General features: G+C 51.9%; 23 protein-coding genes. 22 read left to right on the top strand and 1 reads right to left on the bottom strand.

The window, feature by feature from the left end:
- From murD to HMPREF9412_RS02365, 20 genes are all read left to right on the top strand, one after another.
- A partial coding sequence (gene murD, locus HMPREF9412_RS02460) for a UDP-N-acetylmuramoyl-L-alanine--D-glutamate ligase (protein ID WP_009589676.1) occupies positions 1-1,072 on the top strand: 1,072 nt, incomplete at its 5' end.
- Positions 1,073-1,121: 49 nt separating this feature from the next.
- Positions 1,122-2,219, top strand: a complete 1,098-nt coding sequence (gene spoVE, locus HMPREF9412_RS02455) for a stage V sporulation protein E (RefSeq protein WP_009589659.1) — start codon at positions 1,122-1,124, stop codon at positions 2,217-2,219.
- A 5-nt stretch (positions 2,220-2,224) separates the two neighbouring features.
- Positions 2,225-3,334, top strand: a complete 1,110-nt coding sequence (gene murG, locus HMPREF9412_RS02450; protein WP_009589637.1) for an undecaprenyldiphospho-muramoylpentapeptide beta-N-acetylglucosaminyltransferase — start codon at positions 2,225-2,227, stop codon at positions 3,332-3,334.
- Between the two features lie 157 nt (positions 3,335-3,491).
- On the top strand, positions 3,492-4,397 hold the full coding sequence (gene murB / locus HMPREF9412_RS02445; protein WP_009589618.1) for a UDP-N-acetylmuramate dehydrogenase: 906 nt from the start codon (positions 3,492-3,494) through the stop codon (positions 4,395-4,397).
- Between the two features lie 16 nt (positions 4,398-4,413).
- On the top strand, positions 4,414-5,697 hold the full coding sequence (gene murA, locus HMPREF9412_RS02440) for a UDP-N-acetylglucosamine 1-carboxyvinyltransferase (RefSeq protein WP_009589613.1): 1,284 nt from the start codon (positions 4,414-4,416) through the stop codon (positions 5,695-5,697).
- Positions 5,698-5,755: 58 nt separating this feature from the next.
- The gene (locus HMPREF9412_RS02435) at positions 5,756-6,511 is read left to right on the top strand and encodes a cell division protein FtsQ/DivIB (protein WP_009589638.1); all 756 of its coding nucleotides are present in this window, start codon (positions 5,756-5,758) and stop codon (positions 6,509-6,511) included.
- A gap of 215 nt (positions 6,512-6,726) precedes the next feature.
- Entirely contained in the window at positions 6,727-8,010 is a 1,284-nt protein-coding gene (gene ftsA, locus HMPREF9412_RS02430; RefSeq protein WP_009589690.1) for a cell division protein FtsA, read from the top strand.
- Between the two features lie 57 nt (positions 8,011-8,067).
- Positions 8,068-9,195 carry a cell division protein FtsZ gene (gene ftsZ / locus HMPREF9412_RS02425; protein ID WP_009589569.1) on the top strand — a complete coding sequence of 376 codons (1,128 nt, stop codon included), beginning with the start codon at positions 8,068-8,070 and terminating at the stop codon, positions 9,193-9,195.
- A gap of 389 nt (positions 9,196-9,584) precedes the next feature.
- Entirely contained in the window at positions 9,585-10,598 is a 1,014-nt protein-coding gene (gene spoIIGA / locus HMPREF9412_RS02420) for a sigma-E processing peptidase SpoIIGA (RefSeq protein ID WP_050802778.1), read from the top strand.
- Positions 10,599-10,767: 169 nt separating this feature from the next.
- Entirely contained in the window at positions 10,768-11,490 is a 723-nt protein-coding gene (sigE, locus tag HMPREF9412_RS02415; protein ID WP_009589674.1) for an RNA polymerase sporulation sigma factor SigE, read from the top strand.
- Positions 11,491-11,567: 77 nt separating this feature from the next.
- On the top strand, positions 11,568-12,350 hold the full coding sequence (gene sigG / locus HMPREF9412_RS02410; protein WP_006209087.1) for an RNA polymerase sporulation sigma factor SigG: 783 nt from the start codon (positions 11,568-11,570) through the stop codon (positions 12,348-12,350).
- Positions 12,351-12,512: 162 nt separating this feature from the next.
- Complete coding sequence (locus HMPREF9412_RS02405; RefSeq protein WP_009589579.1) at positions 12,513-12,845, top strand: YlmC/YmxH family sporulation protein; 333 nt, start codon at positions 12,513-12,515, stop codon at positions 12,843-12,845.
- A gap of 67 nt (positions 12,846-12,912) precedes the next feature.
- Positions 12,913-13,767 carry a peptidoglycan editing factor PgeF gene (gene pgeF / locus HMPREF9412_RS02400; protein WP_009589597.1) on the top strand — a complete coding sequence of 285 codons (855 nt, stop codon included), beginning with the start codon at positions 12,913-12,915 and terminating at the stop codon, positions 13,765-13,767.
- 8 nt (positions 13,768-13,775) lie between these two features.
- The gene (locus HMPREF9412_RS02395; protein WP_009589680.1) at positions 13,776-14,465 is read left to right on the top strand and encodes a YggS family pyridoxal phosphate-dependent enzyme; all 690 of its coding nucleotides are present in this window, start codon (positions 13,776-13,778) and stop codon (positions 14,463-14,465) included.
- A 2-nt stretch (positions 14,466-14,467) separates the two neighbouring features.
- On the top strand, positions 14,468-14,914 hold the full coding sequence (locus tag HMPREF9412_RS02390; protein ID WP_009589651.1) for a cell division protein SepF: 447 nt from the start codon (positions 14,468-14,470) through the stop codon (positions 14,912-14,914).
- An 8-nt stretch (positions 14,915-14,922) separates the two neighbouring features.
- A complete protein-coding gene (locus HMPREF9412_RS02385) occupies positions 14,923-15,192 on the top strand; it encodes a YggT family protein (RefSeq protein WP_009589590.1) in 270 nt (89 codons plus the stop codon).
- An 11-nt stretch (positions 15,193-15,203) separates the two neighbouring features.
- Entirely contained in the window at positions 15,204-15,989 is a 786-nt protein-coding gene (locus HMPREF9412_RS02380) for a YlmH family RNA-binding protein (RefSeq protein WP_009589598.1), read from the top strand.
- A 171-nt stretch (positions 15,990-16,160) separates the two neighbouring features.
- Complete coding sequence (locus HMPREF9412_RS02375; RefSeq protein ID WP_009589591.1) at positions 16,161-16,655, top strand: DivIVA domain-containing protein; 495 nt, start codon at positions 16,161-16,163, stop codon at positions 16,653-16,655.
- Between the two features lie 590 nt (positions 16,656-17,245).
- Positions 17,246-20,335 carry an isoleucine--tRNA ligase gene (gene ileS / locus HMPREF9412_RS02370; RefSeq protein WP_009589668.1) on the top strand — a complete coding sequence of 1,030 codons (3,090 nt, stop codon included), beginning with the start codon at positions 17,246-17,248 and terminating at the stop codon, positions 20,333-20,335.
- A gap of 228 nt (positions 20,336-20,563) precedes the next feature.
- Positions 20,564-20,914, top strand: a complete 351-nt coding sequence (locus tag HMPREF9412_RS02365; protein ID WP_009589626.1) for a DUF5665 domain-containing protein — start codon at positions 20,564-20,566, stop codon at positions 20,912-20,914.
- A 59-nt stretch (positions 20,915-20,973) separates the two neighbouring features.
- Here the strand turns inward: HMPREF9412_RS02365 and HMPREF9412_RS02360 are convergent, their stop codons facing one another.
- Positions 20,974-21,714 (bottom strand): TraR/DksA C4-type zinc finger protein, encoded by a 741-nt coding sequence (locus HMPREF9412_RS02360; protein WP_009589648.1) that lies wholly within the window; start codon positions 21,712-21,714, stop codon positions 20,974-20,976.
- 212 nt (positions 21,715-21,926) lie between these two features.
- On the opposite strand from HMPREF9412_RS02360, the gene lspA reads away from it, so the two are divergent.
- On the top strand, positions 21,927-22,427 hold the full coding sequence (gene lspA, locus HMPREF9412_RS02355) for a signal peptidase II (RefSeq protein WP_009589639.1): 501 nt from the start codon (positions 21,927-21,929) through the stop codon (positions 22,425-22,427).
- Positions 22,424-23,398, top strand: coding sequence for an RluA family pseudouridine synthase (locus HMPREF9412_RS02350; protein WP_050802777.1), 975 nt, complete (start codon positions 22,424-22,426; stop codon positions 23,396-23,398). The genes lspA and HMPREF9412_RS02350 overlap by 4 nt, the downstream gene beginning before the upstream one ends.
- Positions 23,399-23,431: the final 33 nt, after the last annotated feature.

Here is a 23,431-nt window from a genome sequence, read left to right as displayed (position 1 = left end):
CGGCAAAACAACCACCACGACTTGGGTAGGCGAGATGCTGGAAAGCGCGGGCCTTTCGCCGATCGTTGCCGGCAATATCGGCACGCCCCTATCCGAGGCTGCAGCGACAGCCACGGAAAATGACTGGATGGTCGTTGAACTGAGCAGTTTTCAGCTAAAAGGAACGGAGGCGTTCCGGCCGCGCATTGCCTGCCTCCTCAACGTGACGGAAACGCATCTGGATTACCATGGCGGAATGGATGATTATGTGGCATCCAAAGCCAAGCTGTTTGCCAACCAGACTTCGGAGGATACCGCTGTGCTCAATTGGGATGATCCCGTGTGCAGAAACCTTGTCCCGTATATCAAGGCGCACATCGTGCCTTTTTCGATGAGCGAGAGCCTTCGTGAAGGGGTTCACATCACGCCGCCATATGCTCCCGGTGCCCAGGATTCGGACGAAGACGATCAGGGGCGCAGAATCATTTATACAGACGGCGAAGGGTTTACCCATGAGATCATCCGTGTGGAGAACATCGGACTGCCGGGAAGATTCAATGTGGGGAACGCCATGGCGGCTTGTGCCATCGCCATAGCGGCGGGCGTTGCCCCCGATAAGCTGGAGGAAGCTTTGTCCAGCTTCCGCGGCGTTGAGCACCGCCTGGAATTTGTGGCGGAACTTCAAGGCGTATCCTATTACAACAATTCCAAGGCAACCAATTCCAAGGCGACGCATATGGCTTTGACCTCGTTCAAGGAACCTGTCGTTTTGATCGCGGGGGGGCTTGACCGGGGCTCGGATTACGAGGAGCTGATCCCATCCATGCAAGGGCGGGTGAAAGCGGTCGTGCTTCTTGGCGAAACCAGGGAGAAAATCGCGAACGCTGCCGCCAAGGCCGGATTAAAGGACATCATCCTCGTCGATAATGGGGAGGACGCCGCTTCGACATTGACCTCGGCTGTCCGGAAGGCTGCGGGGCTGGCGGAGAGCGGAGACATCGTTCTCCTGTCCCCCGCGTGCGCGAGCTGGGACATGTTTCCTTCCTATGAGACGCGAGGACGCATTTTTAAAGAGGCGGTGCATAACCTTTAAGTAGGGGGGTGGAAAAGCCCCTACTAAGGATGTACGAGGTGGCCTTTCCATGAACAAGAACCGCCAGGCGCCCGATCTGTGGCTGCTTATCTGTATTTTGGCCCTGCTGGCCATCGGAATCGTCATGGTATACAGTGCAGGCTCCGTCCTCGCTTTTCATGACTATGGCGATAAGTTTTATTTTGTGAAGCGTCAGCTGTTTTTTGCCTGTCTGGGGCTTGCTGCCATGTACTTCACATCGAGGATCGATTTTCGGGTTTGGAAGAAATACAGCAAGATTGCGCTGCTGGTTTGCTTTTTTTTGCTGATTATCGTACTAATTCCAGGCATCGGCGTTGTTCGCGGCGGAGCCAGAAGCTGGCTCGGCATCAGCTCGTTCGGCATTCAGCCCTCCGAGTTCATGAAGCTGGGCATGATTCTGTTTCTATCGCGCTGGCTTAGCAAGCAAGACTATGATATTACATCATTTACCAGGGGGCTGATGCCGCCGCTAGGTTTGATCGGACTGGCATTCGGGCTGATCATGCTTCAGCCTGATTTGGGTACGGGCGCCGTCATGCTCGGTGCTGCGATGATGATCGTATTTACGGCAGGAGCACGGATGAAGCATCTGGGCTTTCTCGCTTTAGGCGGGATAGCCGGATTCATAGGCTTGATTCTGACGGCGCCCTACCGGCTGAAGCGGATAACCGGCTTTCTCGATCCATGGTCCGATCCGCTCGGCGCAGGCTACCAGATCATCCAATCCCTCTATGCGATAGGGCCGGGCGGACTCGGCGGACTCGGACTAGGCATGAGCCGTCAGAAGTACGCTTATGTGCCTGAACCGCAGACTGATTTTATTTTTTCGATCCTGGCCGAAGAGCTGGGGTTCATCGGCGGCTTGATTGTATTGCTCTTGTTCGCCGCCTTGGTGTGGCGGGGCATGAGGGTGGCCATGACGGTCACCGACGGCTTTGGCAGTCTGCTGGCCGTAGGGATCGTAGGCATGGTCGCCATCCAGGTCGTCATCAATATCGGCGTCGTTATCGGTTTGATGCCGGTGACAGGGATTACGCTGCCGCTCATCAGTTATGGAGGCAGCTCGCTGACGCTGATGCTGACGGCGCTCGGCATTCTATTAAATATTTCCCGTTATGCGAGGTGAAGGGTATGCGTGTCGTTTTGACCGGCGGCGGAACGGGGGGGCATATTTACCCCGCCGTTGCCATAGCAAGACAATGTGAGAAGGAAGATCCGAAGACGGAGTTTTTATATATCGGAGGCGAGCGAGGCCTCGAAAGCAAGCTGGTACCCCAAGAGAAGCTGCCGTTCGAGAGCATCGATATCACGGGGTTCCGGCGCAAGCTGTCGATGGACAACGTGAAGACGATCATGCGTTTTTTCAAAGGCGTGAAGCGATCGAAGGCCCTTCTGAAGGAGTTTAAACCGGACGTCGTGATCGGGACGGGCGGATATGTGTGCGGCCCGGTCGTTTACGCCGCCGCCAAGCTGGGAATACCGACCATGATTCATGAGCAGAACGCGATTCCGGGCCTGACCAACCAATTCCTCAGCCGATATGCGGATACGGTTGCCGTCAGTTTTGAAGGAACGGAGTCTTCTTTTCCTAAAGCCAAAAGAACGGTATATACAGGAAATCCACGTGCGACAACGGTTTTATCCGCCAATCGTGAACGTGGATTTGCTACGCTCGGCATTCCGGTGGACAGCCAGGTCGTTCTGATCGTCGGCGGAAGCCGGGGAGCCAAGGCGATCAATAACGCGATGATCGGGATGGCGCCGTTCATTCACAAGCTGCCGAACGTCCATTTTGTATTTGTTACGGGCGATACGTATTTCGAGAATACGCGGGAATCCATTCGGTCCCAGCTCGGCACCATGCCGAATCATCTTCATATTTTGCCCTATATTCATAATATGCCGGAAGTGCTTGCGGCTACTTCGCTGATCGTAAACCGTGCGGGAGCCTCATTCCTGGCGGAAATTACATCGCTTGGCATCCCATCCGTCCTTATACCATCACCTAACGTCACCAATAACCACCAGGAGGCGAATGCGAGGCAATTGGAGGAAGCGGGAGCATCCAGCATGATTTTAGAAAAGGACTTGACGGCTGAATCGCTGTTCCGGAAGCTTGAGGAGATCATGACCAACCGCTCTGCAAGAGAGTTGATGTCTGCGGCTTCGAAAGAGCTCGGCAAACCGGACTCGGCGGCCGTCATAACCCAAGAAATCCGCCGGTTAACCGGCAAACGCTAAAACGGCTGGGCGATTGTCACACACCTATGGAGCCTGACATAAGATACTCTATAATCGTGACACACCCATGAGGCCGGCATTACTGACAGCGGCCATCTCTTCATCCAGTTGAAGGAATGGCCTTTTGGTTTTGAAAGTCAAGGGAGGTTTATTTAAAATGCAGCAGTGGAAATCGCTACTATCAGAGGCCAATGTCGGAGCAGTGTTATGGAATGAACCGCTGGCAAAATATACGACATGGAAAATAGGCGGACCAGCCGATTGCCTGATTGTTCCTGAGAACAAGGAACAGCTCAAGGAACTGGTCACTCTTCTCCATGCCCATCACATACCTTGGACACAGCTGGGCCGCGGTTCAAACATGCTGGTTGCCGATAAAGGAATTCGGGGAGCGGTCATCAAGCTGGGCCAGGGTTTTGAGGAGCTTCGTTTTGACGGAGAGACGGTAACTGCAGGCGGCAGTCTGTCTTTTGTCAAACTTAGTGTTCTGGCCGGAAAACAAGGATTATCCGGGCTCGAATTTGCCGGAGGCATTCCTGGATCGGTCGGAGGGGCCGTCTACATGAATGCGGGTGCCCATGGGTCTGATGTGTCACGCATATTCAAGTCCGCTGACATTGTACTGGAAACAGGGGAATTGGTTACGTATGCTGCGAAAGATATGGCGTTTGATTACCGACACTCCATTCTGCATGAACGGAAAGGGATTGTGACTGAAGCGGCATTTGAGCTCCGTCAAGGAGACCGCAAGGAGATTACAGCCGTTATGGCCTCCTATAAGGACCGTCGCCGGCGTACGCAGCCACTCCAATCCGCAACGGCAGGCAGCGTATTTCGCAACCCGCCCGGCGACCATGCGGCGAGGTTGATCGAGGCTGCCGGTCTCAAGGGCCTGCGGATCGGAGGCGCAGAAGTTTCTTTACAGCATGCCAATTTCATCGAGAACACCGGTCAAGCGACAGCAGAGGACGTGCTCGCTTTGATGGAACGCATCAAGGAAACCATATCGGAGAAGAACGGAATTCAAATGGTGCCTGAGGTGTACGTTCTAGGCGAGCGGTAAACTCGGAGGTGATACATTGGACAAATTGGTGATTGAAGGCGGAAGGCCCCTATCAGGAACCATACGTATCCATGGAGCAAAAAATGCAGCTTTACCTATTCTAGCAGCAAGTCTTCTTGCAGAAGGGACTGTAAGATTAAGCAATGTCCCGCATCTGCTGGATATTGAAGTGATGCTCAGCATTCTCGGCCGTCTCGGCTCCAAATGCAAGCATGAGCTGGAGACGGTGACCGTGGATACCTCGTCGGCCAATTCGTTTCATGTCCCGGAAGATTTAATGAAGCAGATGCGATCCTCCATCTTTTTGATGGGACCTCTGCTGGCCCGTTTTGGCGAAGTGACGATCTACCAGCCCGGAGGCTGCGCGATCGGAGAACGCAAGATCGACCTCCATCTTAAAGGATTGCAGGCGCTTGGTGCGGAAATCGAGGAGAGCAACGATAAAATCCATTGCAGGGCCAGCCGTTTGATCGGAACCGATATTCATCTGGATTTTGCCAGCGTGGGGGCGACGGAGAATATCATGATGGCAGCAGCAACGGCGCTCGGCACGACGGTGCTCACCAATGCCGCGAGAGAGCCTGAAATTCAGGACCTTCAGCATTTCCTGAACAAAATGGGAGCGAACATTATCGGTGCAGGAACGGATACCATAACGATCCATGGCGTGGAGCGCCTGGAGCCTTGCGAGTATGAGATCATTCCGGACCGGATCGTAGCCGGAACCGTCATGATCGCAGCAGCGGTTACCCGCGGCAGCGTAACGCTTACAAAGACCAATCCGTCCCATTTAACTTCCCTTATACATGTGCTGAAGCGCGCCGGTGTTCAAACCAGTATATGCAATGATATAATAAATATAAGCTGCATGAGCCGTCCTAAAGCTGTGGAACGAATCGTGACTTCGCCGTATCCTTCTTTCCCGACTGATTTGCAATCCCAGGTCATGGTCTTGCTGTCCTTGGCGGACGGGTTTAGCGTGATGAAAGAGACGGTATTCGAAGGACGGTTCAAGCATGTAGAGGAACTCTCCCGCATGGGGGCGGACATTTCCACGGATCTGAACTATGCGTTCATACGCGGCGTGCAGAGAATTTACGGAGCCACCGTGGAAGCAACCGATCTTCGGGCTGGAGCGGCGCTCGTCATTGCCGGTTTGGCCGCGCAGGGAACGACCGTGGTGGAGCAAGTTCACCATATTGATCGCGGTTATGATCGTATTGAAAACATGTTCCAAGGTTTAGGCGCACGGATCTATCGTCAGTCCCCGGTGCCAAAGCCGCTTGATTTAGCCAATTGAGGTCCTGAGCATCCCCTCCAGGAGGAGGGGATAACAGGTCTTTATGGAGAGAGTGGATATGTCCAAGACACATATGCCTGTCCTGAAGCAGGACAAGCCCAAACCGAAAACGGCCAAAAAAATCATATGGATTCTTTTGCTGCTGTTCGCAGCTCTGCTGACGATCTTGTTTTTCCGGTCGTCGGTCAGCCAAGTTACCGAGATTCATTTTACAGGCAATACGTTTAATACAAATGAGCAGCTTACCAAGCAAAGCGGACTCCACATCGGAGACCAGTACTTTGGCGTCGACCCCACACTCGTGCAGGAGCGCCTGATGGAGCTGGGCACGATTAAGACGGCCGAAGTGGTCAAGAGCTTTCCGGGCGACGTCAGTATCGTGGTGACGGAACATCCTACGGTTGCCTATGAGCTGTCCGACAGCGGCGAGCTCCAAGCGATTCTGTCGAGCGGTACCTCGGTTCCCGTCACGGCAAGCGGCATTGCCGTGGAGAAGCCGATTCTGACCAATTGGGATGCAAACGACCCCAACAAGTCCAAGCTCAGCAAAGTACTTGCCGAGATCCCGGGAAGCCTGACTTCAGACATTTCGGAGATCATGCCGTCGCCAACGTTATCTTTTCCGGACCGGATCAAGATGTACACGCGTTCCAAATTCGAGGTCATCACATCGGTTTCCTTGCTCCGTGACAAGGTGGAGTACTTGAATCAGGTTACCGAAATAGAGCGGCCGGGTGTGATTACGATGCTGGAAGCCGATTCTTACGTGCCGTTTGAAGAAGAAGTTGGAGAAGACGCCGAGGAAGGGCAATAAACCCCTACTCAGGCATAGGAATAAATGGTACAATTGAAAGTATTGACAACTTGTTTCGGCTCTTCTTTTTTGAATGACTTTTACGGCCTGTTATAGCAAATGTTGGCAGTAAAAAAAATGTTGAAAAAAGAGGGAAAGACCCGCGAGTGTTGAATAAGTAGAAATGTATTCTTTATAATCAAAATTAATTTGCTAAAAACAGGAGGTGCCAGGGCTTGAGCAACAATGACATCATTGTTAGTTTGGACATCGGTACATCCAAAGTTCGTGCTATTATTGGGGAAGTTAATAATGGAACCTTTAATATTATTGGAGTTGGATCTGCCGACTCGGAGGGAATTCGCAAAGGTGCAATTGTAGATATCGACCAGACCGTACAATCCATTCGCAGCGCTGTTGATCATGCGGAGCGTATGGTCGGTATTCAAATATCCGAAGTTTATGTCGGCATATCTGGAAATCATATCGGACTTCAATCCAGCCACGGCGTTGTGGCAGTATCGAACGAGGATCGCGAAATTGGTGAAGAGGACATTGACCGCGTGCTGAAGGCGGCGGAAGTCGTTGCGCTTCCTCCCGATCGTGAAATTATCGATGTGGTTGCTAAACAGTTTGTAGTTGACGGTTTGGAAGGAATCTCTGATCCGCGAGGAATGATCGGCGTAAGGCTGGAAGTGGAAGCGACGATTATAACTGGCGCCAAAACGGCAATACATAACCTGTTACGCTGCGTGGAGAAATCAGGTCTGAAAGTGAAGGATCTGGTGCTGATTCCGCTTGGTGCTGGACAGCTGGCCTTGTCCAAGGACGAGAAAACGATGGGGTCCGTGCTGGTCGACGTCGGAGCGGGCTCAACCACGCTGGCTGTGTTCGAGGGAGGCAGCATTGCCGCAACCTCCACGCTTCCGGTAGGCGGAGATTTCGTGACGAATGATATCGCATACGGCCTGCGAACGCTGACGGATCAAGCAGAGAAGGTTAAACTGAAGTACGGGTGCGCGCTGATCGAGAGTGCCGCACACGAAGTAACGTTCAAGGTAACGAGAATTGGAAGCAATGTGGACAAGGAGTTCACTCAAGAGGATCTGGCAGCTATCATAGAACCTCGCGTTCAGGAAATATTCCAATTAGTGCGCCAAGAAATCAAGCGCTTGGGTTACAGTGAGCTTCCTGGTGGTTATATACTTACTGGGGGCACTATGTCCATGCCTGGTGTGCTGCAGGTGGCACAAAATGAGCTGGCGACTTCCGTACGGATTGCGGTTCCCGATTTTATCGGTGTTCGTGATCCGGGATACTGCAGCGGAGTCGGCATCCTCCATAATGCAATCCGGAACGTACGCGTACGGAATACAGGAGGAAGCAACAACAGCAGCGGAAATAGCAAGAAACCGGTGAACCGCGCTAAGCAGCAAAATCCTGTCGCAGCAACTCAGGAGACCAGCCAGAAGCCGGGATTTATTGAACGCCTGAAAAAGATGTTCAGCGAGTTTATATAGCGGATTCATTCGACTGTGGACGTGCCATCCACGCACATTGAGGGGGAGATGGATTAGATGTTGGAATTTGATTTTGAAATGGAGAGCTTAGCTCAAATAAAAGTAATCGGAGTAGGCGGCGGCGGAAGCAACGCCGTTAACCGAATGATTGAAAATGGTGTGCAGGGCGTTGAATTTATTACGGTCAATACGGATGCTCAGGCACTCCACCTTGCAAAATCCGAACATAAACTGCAAATCGGGGACAAGCTGACTCGCGGTCTTGGTGCCGGCGCCAATCCTGACGTAGGCAAGAAGGCTGCGGAAGAATCCCGTGATTTGATCATGAACACCCTGAAGGGTGCCGATATGGTATTCGTTACAGCCGGTATGGGTGGCGGTACAGGTACTGGAGCTGCGCCTGTCATCGCTGAAATTGCTAAAGAGTGCGGGGCATTAACGGTTGGGGTTGTCACTCGTCCGTTTACGTTCGAAGGACGCAAGCGAGCTTCCCAAGCGGAGCTTGGCATTGAAGCATTGAAAGAGAAAGTGGACACACTCATCGTCATTCCGAATGATCGCTTGCTGGAGATCGTGGATAAGAAGACACCGATGCTGGAAGCGTTCCGAGAAGCTGATAACGTATTGCGTCAGGCCGTTCAGGGCATTTCTGATCTGATCCAAGTGCCGGGTCTGATCAACCTTGACTTTGCCGACGTGAAAACGATCATGACAGAACGCGGCTCGGCTCTGATGGGTATTGGACTGGCTACTGGTGAGAACCGTGCCTCCGAGGCTGCCCGCAAGGCGATCATGAGCCCGCTGCTTGAAACCTCAATCGAGGGTGCCCGCGGTGTGATCATGAATATTACGGGAGGAACCAATCTTTCCTTGTATGAAGTGAATGAAGCGGCCGAGATTGTAACATCTGCTTCCGATCCGGAAGTGAACATGATCTTCGGTGCGATCATTGAGGAAAGCATGAAGGATGAAATCAAGGTCACGGTTATCGCTACCGGCTTTGAGAGCAAACCTTCTCCAATCCCGCCGGGACGTCGTCCTGCAATGCCGCAAGGGGAACAACAGCAACAACAGCAGCCGGAAACGGACAAGAGTAATGTGAATCTGAAGCCGTTTGGCAATCAGAGCAATGATCAGCTTGATATTCCTACTTTTCTTCGCAATCGTACCCGTAATAATGATTAATAACGGTAAGCCTGTGCTTCGTCATCATGATGAAGACAGGCTTATTTTTATATCCAAGCCTCGTCATCTTCCTTTTTATTCCATTTACAAGGCCAACAGCTGATGCTGTCACACTTTCACGAATGAAAGCCCAATCAGCAATTACTGGGGAAATTACGGATATTCCCCGAGCCTTCCTGCCAAGATAGAGATCGCCGATAACGCTAAGAGGCTGCTCTTGGTACAGGTCTCTAAAAACTGCCCTTCATCGACAAAAAAAGTCTGAAATCCGCCCACAGGTTTAGACAGACTTTGAATTCTATTCTTCTTATACTAGTAACATCTCCCATAGCCCAGAAATCAACAGAAGGATAACGGTAGAGGATTCTTCGACTAGGCAGGTGAACAACCTGGTTGTTTATATTGATCTTATATTTTTGGCAAACCTCGTCATTGACGCCGTTTTGCTGGCTTTGACCGCCTGGATGCGGAGAGTGAAGCCAACATGGTGGAGGCTTGCATTATCCTCTGTGATCGGCGCACTGTATGTCGTCATGATGTTTGTCCCGCAATTGTCGTTTTTGTTTACCTTTCTCATCAAGTTTGGACTATCGTTGATCATGCTGTGGGTGGCTTTCGGCTTTGTGAGCTTGCAGAGTTATCTTCGGAATTTGGGAGCTTTCTATATGGTGAATTTTGCCGCAGCTGGAGGCATTATCGGTTTTCATTACTTGGTCCAAAATTCGGGAGAGTTGTTCAGCGGGATATGGTATACGACATCGGGCGGGCTATCCTTTGAATTGAAGGTGGGATTCTGGTTTGCGTGCATTACCTTTTTTGTAGTTGTATTCGCGTTTAAAGCCGTTCAGACCACGAAACGAAAAACCGAGAACCGGGAAGCCTTGTTGGGAGAAGTGTCCGTATGGATCGGCAGCGTCAAGATAGGCTGTGTGGGTCTGCTTGATACAGGTAACCAATTGAGCGATCCCTTGACGCGCACGCCGGTTATGGTGATGGAAGCAGAACTATGGGAAGCCTACCTGCCCCAGGGATGGAGCAAACAGCTGATGGAGGGGGAACCGGACAAATTAATCATGGGGCTGGCGGCAGAGGAATTCGAATGGCAGGACCGCCTGCGGCTTGTTCCGTATCGCGGCGTCAACCGGGGGGCTGCATTTATGCTTGCGCTGAAGCCTGACATGGTACGAGTCGAGCTGGGGGGATTTGAATACACGGCATCCAAGGTGCTGATTGGTCTTGACGGCGGGACGCTTTCGGGAGACAGGGCATACAGGGCCATCATCCATCCGGCGTTGACGGAAGGTGAGGGGACGCCGAAGAATGCACAACCTGCCATAACGGGCGATTCTCAGAATCATGAGGCGACCGGTCTGAAATCAGGCGAAGCCAAGACTGCAGGATAATGACAGGCGAAGCCATTTTCATAGTGTTCGAGTCTGTGATCCAACGTTCGAGCGATGGATAAGTCTTTGAAAATCTTCATGAAAATCCATCCATTCCGGATTAGGAGCCTAAAGATGATGTTTATGAAGTCAGTTAAACCTTCGGGAAAACGCATTAGGAGGATAAGAGATGCCCGTTAAATGGAGATTAGCATTGCAGCTGCAGTATTACCGCGTGCTTTTTATGCTGGGTTTGAAGAGTCAGGAAATCTACTATATCGGAGGAAGCGAGGCGCTTCCGCCTCCGCTAACGAAAGAGGAAGAGGAGTTCTTGCTCAAAAAGCTGCCTACCGGCGATGCGGCCACCCGGGCCATGCTGATCGAACGTAATCTGCGCCTGGTCGTTTATATCGCCCGCAAATTCGAGAACACCGGCATTAACATCGAAGATTTGGTATCGATCGGTGCCATCGGACTGATTAAGGCGGTGAATACGTTTGACCCCGAGAAAAAAATCAAGCTGGCCACGTATGCCTCGCGCTGCATTGAAAACGAAATTTTGATGTACCTGCGCCGGAATAACAAAACGCGAAGCGAGGTCTCTTTCGACGAGCCGCTGAATATCGATTGGGACGGCAATGAATTGCTCCTGTCCGACGTATTGGGCACCGAGAACGACACCATCTACCGCAACATCGAGGAGCAGGTCGACCGGAAGCTGCTGCAAAAAGCACTCGATAAATTGAGCGACCGGGAACGCATGATTATGGAGCTTCGTTTCGGCCTGCAGGACGGGGAAGAAAAGACGCAAAAAGACGTGGCAGACCTGCTTGGAATCTCGCAATCCTACATTTCCCGATTGGAGAAGAGAATCATTAAACGGCTCCGCAAAGAATTCAACAAGATGGTGTAACTGGAAATCGCAAGGAATAAAATAACCCCCCTCGGAGATAATGTACAGTAATGTTTCTCCTTGGGAGGTTAGTCATCATGACGCGAAACAAAGTTGAAATTTGTGGTGTGGATACGTCAAAACTGCCTGTTCTGACGAACGTGGAAATGAGGGAGCTGTTTCATAATCTGCAGCAGAACAATGAACGGTCGGCCCGAGAAAAATTGGTGAACGGTAACCTGAGACTGGTGCTCAGCGTCATCCAAAGGTTTAACAATCGGGGAGAGTTCGTTGATGATCTGTTTCAGGTAGGCTGCATCGGATTGATGAAGGCCATCGACAATTTTGATTTATCGCAAAATGTTAAATTTTCCACTTATGCCGTACCGATGATTATCGGAGAAATACGTCGATACTTAAGGGACAATAACCCGATTCGCGTCTCCCGATCACTGCGCGATATTGCCTACAAGGCACTTCAGGTCCGGGATCAGCTGACCAATGCGAATTCGCGTGAACCAACGATTTTTGAAATTTCCGAAGCGCTGAATGTGCCCAAGGAAGACGTTGTTTTTGCACTCGATGCCATTCAAGATCCCGTTTCGCTGTTTGAGCCGATTTATCATGACGGTGGCGATCCGATATATGTGATGGATCAAATCAGTGATGACAAGAACAAGGATGTGTCCTGGATTGAGGAAATCGCTCTCCGGGAAGCGATGCACAAGCTCGGGCAGCGCGAAAAAATGATTCTGTCCATGCGGTTTTACGAAGGCAAAACCCAGATGGAAGTTGCCGATGAAATCGGTATCTCCCAAGCCCAAGTGTCGCGCCTGGAGAAGTCGGCGATCAAGCAGATGCAGAAGCACGTCAAAACTTAAGAAGGCCAGCAATCAAACGAACAGACAACGATCCCGTTTATGGGGTCGTTTTTTCGTTTTAAATAAGCTATTTTACCCAAGCGGATCATATATTGAACAGAGGGATGCGGATTGAACAGGGATGGACGGATAACCTTCAAATACATCTAAGGTGTGATGCTCATGATACCTGATAATCAAATGGTGGGGAAAAAGATGAAAATTTCCGATTTTCAAACAAAGGATGTTATTAATATCATCGACGGCAAGCGGCTCGGGCAAATCAGCGATTTGGAGCTGGATTTGCGGCAGGGCCGGATTGAAGCGATCGTGGTGCCGAGCTACGGCAAATTCATGGGGCTGTTCGGCGGCGGAAGCGATCTGATCATACCGTGGCGGAATATCGTCAAGATCGGCTCGGACGTGGTCCTTGTCAAAATGGAGGAACTGCGGAGAACGCCGGATGATCAGGAACCGGTGGAGTATCTGGATCGTCCTGACCGTCGATCCTTCTAACCAAACGGCGGGTTCATATGTCTCCGGCGTATGTTTTCTGTTACACTGGTCATAGAGGTGAATGTTCATGGAACCGTTTGTTAGTCAAGATCGGCAGACACCGAGTCTGTTTGTGCTCGAAAAATGGGAAGGGAAATCAACGGCCGCACTAACGGCCGGGTTCACGGGCCGGCATGGCGGCGTGAGCCGGATACCCTATGACAGTTTGAATTTGGCCTTTCATGTCGGAGACGAGCCGGGCGACATTGTCGAGAACCGGAAGCGGATCGCCGCGGCGCTTGGCTTTTCTCTCGAAGACTGGACGTGCGGCGAGCAGGTGCACGGCGTCCGGATTGGTGTCGTTCATGATAAGGACAGGGGCAGAGGGAGCTTGGAGCGGGCCTCGGCCTATCAAGATACGGACGGGCTTGTAACCGATGTTCCCGGCGTGTTGCTGACTTCCTTTTACGCGGACTGCGTGCCGCTGTATTTCTGGGACCCGGTCACGGGCGCCGTCGGTCTGGCCCACGCGGGCTGGAAGGGAACCGTGGGTGGCATAGCCGAACAAATGGTGGTCAGGATGTCAACGGAATACGGAAGCTTGCCTCGGAACCTCCATGCAGCCATCGGTCCGTCGATCGGCGAATGCTGTTACGAGGTGGACGATCGGGTCATGGATCGTGTCCGCGAACTCGGAATTGAAGGATTCCCAGTCGATAAAGTTACAAATTCAGCTTTTTATATCGACAAAGGACACGGGAAATACATGCTGAACTTGAAAGAAATAAACAGACACATTATGATTAAAGCAGGAATATTGGCGGAACATATCGAATGTACATCATGGTGTACAAGCTGCAATCACGATCTGTTCTTCTCCTATCGCAAAGATGGAGGGACTACGGGTCGGATGGCGAGTTGGATCGGGATGAGAAAGAGGTGAGTCGTCCCTTGAGTTTGAAGGAACGTATCGATCAAGTGGAACAGCGAATAACGGAGGCATGCGCAAGAAGCGGCAGGGACCGGAATGATGTGAATATGATTGCGGTCACGAAATATGTCTCCTTGGATATGACAGCTTCGGTACTGGATCACGGACTTTTGCATATCGGCGAGAACCGCTGGCAGGATGCCCAGGCGAAGTGGAATGCACTCGGCAGCCGCGGCACATGGCATTTCATCGGCCATCTTCAGACCAATAAGGTCCGGGATGTCATTGATAAATTTCAATATATTCATTCGCTCGACCGCTTGTCTTTGGCCCATGAGCTGGAGAAGCGGGCGGCTGCGCTGAATCTGCAGGTATCCGCCTTGATGCAGGTCAATATCTCGGGTGAGGAATCCAAGTACGGCTTGCCTCCCGAGCAAGCAGCTGAGTTTTTGAAGGAAATCAACAGTCTTTCGCACGTAAAGGTTACCGGACTCATGACCATGGCTCCATACGAATCGTCGGCGGAGCAGACGCGTCCTGTATTTCGTGGTTTAAGACAACTAAGAGATGAGCTGAACGAGCAGGCGCTTACGGCGGAGCCATTGACCGAATTGTCCATGGGCATGTCCAATGACTTTGAAGTTGCCATAGAGGAAGGGGCGACCTGGGTGCGTCTCGGCTCAATTTTAGTAGGGAAAGAGGAGGATTGACGATGGGCGTGATGAACCGGTTTATGAATTTCTTGGGACTGCAAGAGGAAGAAGAAGTTGTGGAACGCGAGGTTCTGGCCTCGCAGGAAGAGCCGGTGGAGGCAACGCCGTTTGATCATCGGAAAAACCAAAAGAGCGGCAATATCGTTAGCATTCATTCGCAGAAGAACGTTAAGGTTGTATTAGTCGAGCCTCGTTCATATGATGAAGCACAGGAGATTGCAGATCATCTGCGGTCATTCCGAACGGTTGTGGTCAACCTTCAGCGCGTGAGGAATGATCAGGCGCTGCGCATTATCGATTTTCTTAGCGGAACCGTTTATGCGCTTAGCGGCGGAATCTCGAAGGTGGGCGGGAACATCTTCCTATGCACGCCGGATACCGTAGAGATCCAAGGTTCGATCTCGGAGATTCTAGCAGACGAACATGAATATAACAGAATGAGGTGATTTAGGCTTTGACCTACGAAATTATTAGCGTTGTTAGCACGCTATTCCGTATTTACTTCTACATGATTTTGGTTTATGTCTTGATGTCCTGGCTTCCGAATGTGAGGGAAAGCTTTGTCGGGGAGCTGCTTGGCAAGCTGGTAGAGCCTTATCTGGCACCTTTTCGCCGGTTCATTCCGCCGATTATGGGCATGATCGATATTTCCCCGATTATCGCGCTGTTCGTGCTGCAGCTGGCTGAGCGCGGCGTATACGCTATTCTCGGATATATCCTGTAGCAGGTGAATGAATGATGAAACTGGACATCTACGATCATTTTCACAAGGACGAACGGGAATTTGTGGACCGGGCTTGGGAATGGGTGGTCAATGCCGGACAATATCATGAAACCAAGCTGACGGATTTCCTGGATCCCCGGCAGCGGTTCATTCTGGAATCGCTCGTGAATCGTCATCCGGACGTGCATGCCGTGTTTGATGGCGGACATGCTGATGCCGAGCGCGTGCGGGCGATGATTGCTCCGGATTACCGGGCGCTTGAAGGCGAGGATCTGATGATGAAGGTGCTCAGCATCTCTTCCGGAGATCAGAAGTTTCTGGAGCTGGAGCATGGCGATTATATGGGTTCGATACTGGGTCTGGGCATTAAGAGATCCAAGATCGGTGATATCCATGTGCTTGCGGACGGCTGCCATGCGGTCGTTGCCGACGATATCAGCGCCTTCCTGCATCTGAATCTCAGCCAGGTCCACCGGGTGCATGTCATGACGGATCTGCTGCCGCTGGACAAGCTTCAGGTGGCCCGCACGAATTTCGAGGCGATGGACATTACGGTATCTTCCATGAGACTGGACGGAATCGCCAGTGATGCCTACCGAATCAGCCGCACAAAAATCGTCGTGCCGATCAAGGCTGGCCGGTGCCGCGTCAACTGGAAAGTGGAAGAGGATCCCTCCACGAATTTAAAAGAAGGCGATGTCGTCTCCATCCAAGGATTTGGACGGTTTAAAGTACTGGAGACGGGCGGCCTGACGAAAAAAGGGCGGTACCGTATCAAGGTTGGGAAATATGCTTGACCTTTGAAGGAATTGCCGTTTTTTTGTCGAAACCATACAGGGAACATTCAAAATGACAATGGATTTGCCGATAAATCGTAAATGACCGCTATTGTCTTCACGGACGGGTGGTTTGGCTAACACAGCGGACGGACCGTCCTGTAAGGCCCATATATTTAGGAGGTGCACACCATGCCATTGACACCGCTTGATATACATAACAAGGAATTCGCCCGTCGAATTCGCGGTTATGATGAGGACGAGGTCAACGAGTTTTTGGATCAGATTATTAAGGATTATGAAAGTGTGATCCGGGAGAATAAAGAATTAGGCAACCAGCTAATGGCGATGCAAGAAAGACTGGATCATTTTTCGAATATTGAGGAAACCTTATCAAAGACCATCATTGTCGCCCAGGAGGCGGCGGATGAGCTGAAGAACAACGCGAAGAAGGAAGCTCAGCTGATCGTTAAGGAATCCGAGAAGAATGCGGACCGGATCATTAACGATGCGCTCGGGAAATCACGCAAAATCGCGCTGGAGGTTGAAGAGCTGAAGAAGCAGGCCTCCATCTACCGCACCCGTTTCCGCTCCTTGGTAGAGGCTCAGCTGGAGCTTCTGAAGCAGGAAGGCTGGGAGACGTTGGAGAACCGCGAACCGAGTCTGGAGCCGAAAGAGGTATACTAGGCGGGTATCCGGTTGACTTTTTCCGAGAAGTCGTCTATAACTAATAACATATTGTTGATTCATACCGTAATTCGTTGATGGGAATAGTACGCGAAGGATCTGTCCCCCAGAGAGCCGGCAGTTGCTGAAAGCCCGGCGTTCAGGCCTAGCAGAAGATCATCCCGGAGAAGTGAAGCTGAAGCGTGTGACCGCGTGCGTAAGCTAAGCCGTCTGCCGAACGTTATATCGGACCTTGCCTTACAAACAGGGCATGGACATTGAGGTGTCGCTTGTGCAGGCTTCCATTAGAAGTCGGCCGGGCGAAATTAGGGTGGTATCGCGAGAACAGGTTCTCGTCCCTTGGGGGACGGGGCCTTTTTTTATGTTCACAGAACATTTACGAAAAAGGGCGAGTTCAAAAAGGTCGGTTTTCAGCACCGAGAAGGTTGGATGAAGCTAGGGAGTGAGGAGCGGAGCGTACGTAGTTTGTACGTGAGCACCGGAAGGCCCGGCTGAATTCAAGATTCGATGCCGAGTTGATTCTTGATTCACTTCGTGATCAAAATCGGACTTTTTGAACAACCTCGAAAAAGGGTGAAAGGAAGATCTGCATGAACAGAGTAGACGTCAAGGAGAAAGCGCGGGCAAGAGAGCTGCGCATCTTGAACAAATGGAACGAGGAGAACACGTTCAAGAAATCAATCGAGCTGCGGGCCGGCAAGCCGAATTATGTATTTTACGAAGGTCCGCCGACCGCGAATGGCGCGCCTCATATCGGTCACGTGCTCGGCCGCGTGATCAAGGATTTTGTGGGCCGCTATCAGACGATGAAGGGCTACCATGTCGTCCGGAAAGCGGGCTGGGATACGCACGGGCTTCCGGTTGAGCTGGGCGTAGAGAAGCAGCTGGGCATCTCCGGCAAGCAGGAAATCGAGAATTATGGCGTGGAGGCCTTTATCAAAAAGTGTAAAGCCAGCGTATTTGAATATGAGCATAAATGGCGCGAGCTGACCGAAGCGATTGCTTATTGGACCGACCTGGATCATCCGTACATCACGCTTGAGAACAACTATATCGAGAGTGTTTGGAACATTTTGGCGACGATTCATGACAAGGGCCTTCTGTACCGTGGTCACCGCGTAAGCCCGTACTGCCCTTGCTGTCAGACGACACTGAGCTCCCACGAAGTGGCACAGGGTTACGAGGATGTTAAAGACCTGAGCGCAACGGCGAAGTTTAAGCTGCATGACAGCGGAGAGTATGTGCTGGCATGGACGACGACGCCTTGGACGCTGCCATCCCACGTGGCGCTCGCCGTGAATCCGGATATGGATTACGCTCGCGTCAAGCAGGAGGACGGCATCTATATCGTGGCTAAAAATCTGGTAGAGGATGTCATGAAAGGCGACTTTACCGTTCTATCGACGCTGAAAGGCTCCGAGCTGGTCGGCAAGACTTACGACCCTCCATTCCCTTATGTAAAAGCGGAAAAATCGAACATCGTTGTCGGCGCATCCTTTGTTACCGATGCAAGCGGTACGGGGATTGTACACATGGCTCCTGCGCACGGTGAAGACGACTACCGCGTATGCCGCGAGAATGGCATCAGCTTCGTGAGTGTCGTGAACGGCCAAGGCCGTTATACCGATGAAGTGACGGATTTTGCCGGACGCTTCGTCAAGGATTGCGATCTGGACATCGTGAAGGCATTGTCCGAAAAAGGACTTCTGTACAGCAAGGAGAAATACGAGCACAGTTATCCATTCTGCTGGCGCTGTAAATCCCCGCTGCTCTATTATGCGATGGAGAGCTGGTTTATCGAAACGACGGCGGTTAAGGATCAGCTGATCGCGAACAACAACGAGGTAACCTGGTACCCAGGCCATGTGCGTGAAGGCCGCTTCGGCAAGTTCCTTGAAGATCTGGTCGATTGGAATATCAGCCGGAACCGTTACTGGGGAACGCCGCTTAACGTATGGGTCTGCGATTCTTGTGAAGGGCAGTTCTCGCCGCACAGCATTGGGGAGCTTCGGGCTAACGCCGTAGGCGAGGTAGCAGAGGATCTGGAGCTGCACAAGCCATATGTGGATGAAGTGAAAGTCAAATGCCCGCATTGTGAAGGCGGCGTGATGGAACGGACCTCGGAAGTCATTGACGTATGGTTTGACAGCGGATCGATGCCGTATGCGCAATACCATTATCCATTCGAGGACAAGGAGAAGTTCGAACAGCAGTATCCTGCCGATATGATCTGCGAAGGGATCGACCAGACGCGCGGATGGTTCTACAGCTTACTCGCCGTATCGACCCTCTTCACCGGTAAAGCGCCTTATAAAGCGGTCATGGCCACGGGCCATATTCTCGATGAGAACGGACAGAAGATGTCCAAATCCAAGGGCAACGTCATCGATCCTTGGGAAATCATCGAGGAGTACGGCACGGATGCGTTCCGTTGGGCGCTGCTCGCCGACAGTGCGCCATGGAACAGCAAGCGTTTCTCGAAAGGAATCGTCGGCGAAGCTAAATCCAAGGTTGTGGACACGCTGGTGAACACCCATGCGTTCCTGACATTGTATGCCGGCATCGACGGCTATGATCCGAAGGAGCATGACTTCAAGGGATCGGACCACAAGCTGGACCGCTGGATTCTCTCCCGCCTGAACAGCTTGATTCAAGTGGTTGACAAGGGATTGGCCGTCAATGATTTCCTTAACGCGGCCAAAGCCATCGAAGCTTATGTGGATGAGCTGAGCAACTGGTATATCCGTCGTTCGCGCGATCGTTTCTGGGGCAGCGGACTCGGGGAAGATAAGCTGGCCGCATACGGGACGCTTACGCACGTGCTGTTGACGCTATCCAAGCTGATGGCACCATTCACGCCGATGCTGTCCGAAGATATCTTCGTCAACCTGGGCGGCGGCGAGAGCGTGCATCTGGCCGACTTCCCGCAAGCCGACGAAGCGTTGATCGACAAAGCGCTCGAGCAGGACATGGAAACGGCAAGACAGATCGTAGAGCTTGCGCGCAACGTCCGCAACGAGACAGGAATCAAGACGCGTCAGCCGCTGTCCGAGCTCATCGTATCCATGGATCGCGAGTTCGATCTCGCGGGGTATGAAGACATCATCAAGGATGAGATCAACGTCAAAGCAATTGAGGTGGAGACCAGCGACAGCGGGTTCGTTGATTTCACGCTCAAAATGAACCTGAAGGTTGCAGGCAAGAAATACGGTAAAAATATTGGCTTCCTGCAAGGTTTCCTGAAGGGAATGAGCAGTGACGAAACCCGCAAGGTGGTCCAATCGGGCGGCGTGAACGTAACTTCACCGGAAGGCGAAGAATTGCAGATCACGTCCGAAGAGCTGCTGGTAGAGAAGAAGGCGAAGGCAGGCTTTGCATCCGCTTCGGGTTACGGGTTAACCGTTGCGCTCAATACGGATATCACGCCGGAGCTGGAGCAGGAAGGCTGGGTTCGCGAAGTGGTGCGTGCCGTGCAGGATACGCGCAAGAAGCTGGACCTGCCGATCGAGAAGCGGGTCAATCTGACCCTCGATACGGATGATGAGCTTCAAGCTGCGATCACCGCATTTGAAGATGTGCTGCGCGAAAATGTTCTGGTTAACGATTTGCAATACGGACAAAGCGAAGGCATGGAGCGGGTTGAGCTTGGCGGCAAAACCATTGGCATCCATATCGCCTGAGAATCGTTGATATTTTAAACCACCGCCATTGCATGGCGGTGGTTTTTTAACGTGCTAATAAGCACCGGCTCTGTTCGGGGGATTCCGTGCGAATGAGATGCTTTCAACAGATGCATAATAATCAGCGAATTCTCATGCATGTTATGTAAGGTTTCAAGCAGGAAGAAAGCGGATCCTGATCTGTTTTTTCCAGAGTCTGCCTAGTATAGTGGCAAGGGGGCGGTGAATATGGCAGAGAAGCCGGAAAATGCGTTATCAACCGAAAAGAATAAATCGCTTGTGGAAGCTGAACGGGACCAGTTGAGCGCCATACACCGCATGACCACGGACATCGCGCAGCAGCTGGAGAAGGCCCGGATCGCGGAATACACCCAGCTGTTGAACCGCCCCTGGAAATTGATCTGGACCAATCTGTTGGCCGGGTCGGCACGCGGCGTGGGAATCGCGATCGGGTTTACTTTTTTTGCGGCAACCATCATATATGCCCTGCAGGCGCTTGGCGCGCTGAATTTGCCTATTATCGGCGATTACATTGCGGATATTGTCCGGATTGTCCAGCGCCAGCTTGAACTGACGTAATGGATTATGTAATGCCCGGCAGCCGCTGCAAGTCATATGCTGCCGGGTAAGACGCTTAATCAGCTGAATGATTCATCATCCGGGTCGCCATGGGGGTCAAGGAGATAGCTTCCTTCGCCCCGGTTCAGGTAATCGACATATTGGGGACTGCGTACGATAAACACTTCCGAGCCATCGATATTGGTGGCAACGAAGTTTTCGTATACCTCCACGAACCCGCCTTGATCGTCGCCATTCTCGATATCCATTTCGTTATAGCTGTCAATTTCGTTACCTTCCGCCAAAGCCGGGGAATTGGAGTTCCCCCAGCTCTCAACGATCTGCCAGGCGTCCTCGCCGTCAAATGCAGCATATTCGTGCTCATCCATACTGGATTTTCCGAAAGCGGGAGCTAGAACGTCCTCCTCGATCGGACGGTCGCGGGACACGCGCTCCCGAGGCGTATGTTCTACGCAATATTGCGTATCCGGGATAACCTCCAACCGCTCGTACGGAATGGGCTGGCCGCAGGTAAGGCAGACGCCGTAACGGCCATGATGAATGGCTTCCAGCGAAAAAATTACCCGTTGCAGCTCCTGATCCACCCTGTCCTGAAGCGCGAGGTCTTTTCCTCTTTCAAACACCTCGGTTCCCACATCGCCAGGATGATTATCAATATGGGACAGCTCGCCGGTCATATCTCGCTCCGATTCTCCCAGCCCGTGTTGGTCGTTATTGACCATGCGCCGTTCAAGTTCAACCTTTCGATCCATCAGCTTTTGTTGCAAATTATGAAGTTGCTCCTGAGTGAGATGCGACATGTCAGGCTCCTTTCATGGTCCCGAAGTTGACCTTCTTGGTTCATAGGTATAGAGTGCACCCATCGATAAGGTTTTACTGACGGAAAATGTTCTCGCCGCTGGACAGGAATGGACGGTTTCTGAGCCGCTGTGCTACAATAAGACGAGTTACGGACCGATCGGCGAAGAAGTTCGCCTGATTGGAGAAGACAAGAACGGAGTGACATAAACAAGTGGTATATTATTTGATTGCATTTGTTTTATTTCTAATCGATCAGGGAACCAAGTACTTGATTGCTACCAGGCTCGAGCTTTATGAACAGATACCGGTCATCGGGGATTTCTTCCTGATCACGTCCAGCCGGAACCGGGGAGCCGCGTTCGGCATACTTCAGGACCAGTTATGGTTCTTCATCATTGTGACAATAATCGTTGTGGGCGGAATCGTCTGGTACCTGCGGAAGGTATCAAAAGAAGGACGCAAGCTGCTGCCGACCGCGCTTGCGCTTGTACTTGGAGGGGCACTCGGAAACTTCATCGATCGATTGATAATGGGAGAGGTCGTCGATTTCCTGCAGTTTAATTTTGGCAGCTACACCTTCCCGATCTTTAATATTGCCGATTCTTGCATCGTGATCGGCGTGGGACTGATCATATTGGATACGCTTCTGGAAGGAAGACGCGAGAAGATGCAGACAACAAGTGAAGTTTCTGGCACAGAAGGGACTGAATGATAGTGCAAGACGGTAAGGATACAGATACGGATTGGACAGATGAGAACGGTCGGGAAACGGAAGCCAGCGAATGGACGGTGGAGGCCGACGCTGCCAAAACCCGTATCGATAAATACATAACGGAGAATCTTGGGGAAGATGTGTCGCGTTCCCAAGTGCAGTTATGGATTGCGGACGGACATGTGAGCGTGAACGATGGCCCGATCAAGTCCAATTACAAAGTAAGTCAGGGTGACCGCATCGTGCTGAAGGTTCCCGAGCCATCGGCCGTCGAAATCATTCCCGAGGACATCCCGCTTGAGATCGCGTTTGAAGACGGAGACGTGATTGTCGTAAACAAGCCGAGAGGGATGGTTGTCCATCCGGCTCCGGGGCATTCGTCCGGCACGCTAGTGAATGCATTGATGTTTCACTGCAAGGATTTGTCGGGAATCAATGGAGAGCTTCGCCCCGGCATCGTCCATCGGATCGATAAGGATACTACGGGCCTGATCATGGCCGCGAAGAATGATAAAGCCCATGCTTCGCTGGCCGCCCAGTTGAAGGAGCACAGCGTGAACCGCCGTTATTTGGCGTTGGTGCACGGCAATATCAGCCATGATCAGGGAACCATTGACGCACCGATCGGACGGGACGCGCAGGATCGCAAACTGTATACCGTCACGGACCGGAACAGCAAACATGCGGTGACGCATTTTACCGTCGTGGAGCGGTTCGGGGATTACAGTCTCCTCGAGCTTAAGCTGGAGACGGGACGAACCCATCAGATTCGCGTGCATATGAAGTATATCGGGCATCCTCTCGTAGGGGATCCCGTTTACGGCAAGAGCAAGGGGATCAAATTGAACGGACAAGCGCTTCATGCGGCCGTTTTGGGTTTTGTCCATCCTTCGACCGGGGAGTATATGGAGTTTTCGGCACCGATGCCGAGCGATATGAATGAGCTGTTGACGATTTTAAGGGGCCGCTAGCGGTCCCTTTTCGCATTTATTAGTTGTGGGGTC

It is taken from the genome of Paenibacillus sp. HGF5 (genome assembly GCF_000204455.1).
Classification (GTDB): Bacteria; Bacillota; Bacilli; order Paenibacillales; family Paenibacillaceae; genus Paenibacillus_AQ; species Paenibacillus_AQ lautus_A.
The sequence above is the reverse complement of the archived record's forward strand: the minus strand, read 5'-3'. Positions and strand labels throughout refer to the sequence as shown.

Coding starts and splice junctions, on each gene's coding strand:
- spoVE (WP_009589659.1), top strand. CDS start 1,122: ATGAACAAGAACCGCCAGGCGCCCGATCTGTGGCTGCTTATCTGTATT.
- HMPREF9412_RS02360 (WP_009589648.1), bottom strand. CDS start 21,714: ATGTCGCATCTCACTCAGGAGCAACTTCATAATTTGCAACAAAAGCTG.
- sigG (WP_006209087.1), top strand. CDS start 11,568: ATGACGCGAAACAAAGTTGAAATTTGTGGTGTGGATACGTCAAAACTG.
- HMPREF9412_RS02380 (WP_009589598.1), top strand. CDS start 15,204: ATGATGAAACTGGACATCTACGATCATTTTCACAAGGACGAACGGGAA.
- sigE (WP_009589674.1), top strand. CDS start 10,768: ATGCCCGTTAAATGGAGATTAGCATTGCAGCTGCAGTATTACCGCGTG.
- HMPREF9412_RS02435 (WP_009589638.1), top strand. CDS start 5,756: ATGTCCAAGACACATATGCCTGTCCTGAAGCAGGACAAGCCCAAACCG.
- pgeF (WP_009589597.1), top strand. CDS start 12,913: ATGGAACCGTTTGTTAGTCAAGATCGGCAGACACCGAGTCTGTTTGTG.
- ileS (WP_009589668.1), top strand. CDS start 17,246: ATGAACAGAGTAGACGTCAAGGAGAAAGCGCGGGCAAGAGAGCTGCGC.
- HMPREF9412_RS02350 (WP_050802777.1), top strand. CDS start 22,424: ATGATAGTGCAAGACGGTAAGGATACAGATACGGATTGGACAGATGAG.
- murB (WP_009589618.1), top strand. CDS start 3,492: ATGCAGCAGTGGAAATCGCTACTATCAGAGGCCAATGTCGGAGCAGTG.
- HMPREF9412_RS02365 (WP_009589626.1), top strand. CDS start 20,564: ATGGCAGAGAAGCCGGAAAATGCGTTATCAACCGAAAAGAATAAATCG.
- HMPREF9412_RS02390 (WP_009589651.1), top strand. CDS start 14,468: ATGGGCGTGATGAACCGGTTTATGAATTTCTTGGGACTGCAAGAGGAA.
- ftsZ (WP_009589569.1), top strand. CDS start 8,068: ATGTTGGAATTTGATTTTGAAATGGAGAGCTTAGCTCAAATAAAAGTA.
- HMPREF9412_RS02375 (WP_009589591.1), top strand. CDS start 16,161: ATGCCATTGACACCGCTTGATATACATAACAAGGAATTCGCCCGTCGA.
- HMPREF9412_RS02405 (WP_009589579.1), top strand. CDS start 12,513: ATGATACCTGATAATCAAATGGTGGGGAAAAAGATGAAAATTTCCGAT.
- murG (WP_009589637.1), top strand. CDS start 2,225: ATGCGTGTCGTTTTGACCGGCGGCGGAACGGGGGGGCATATTTACCCC.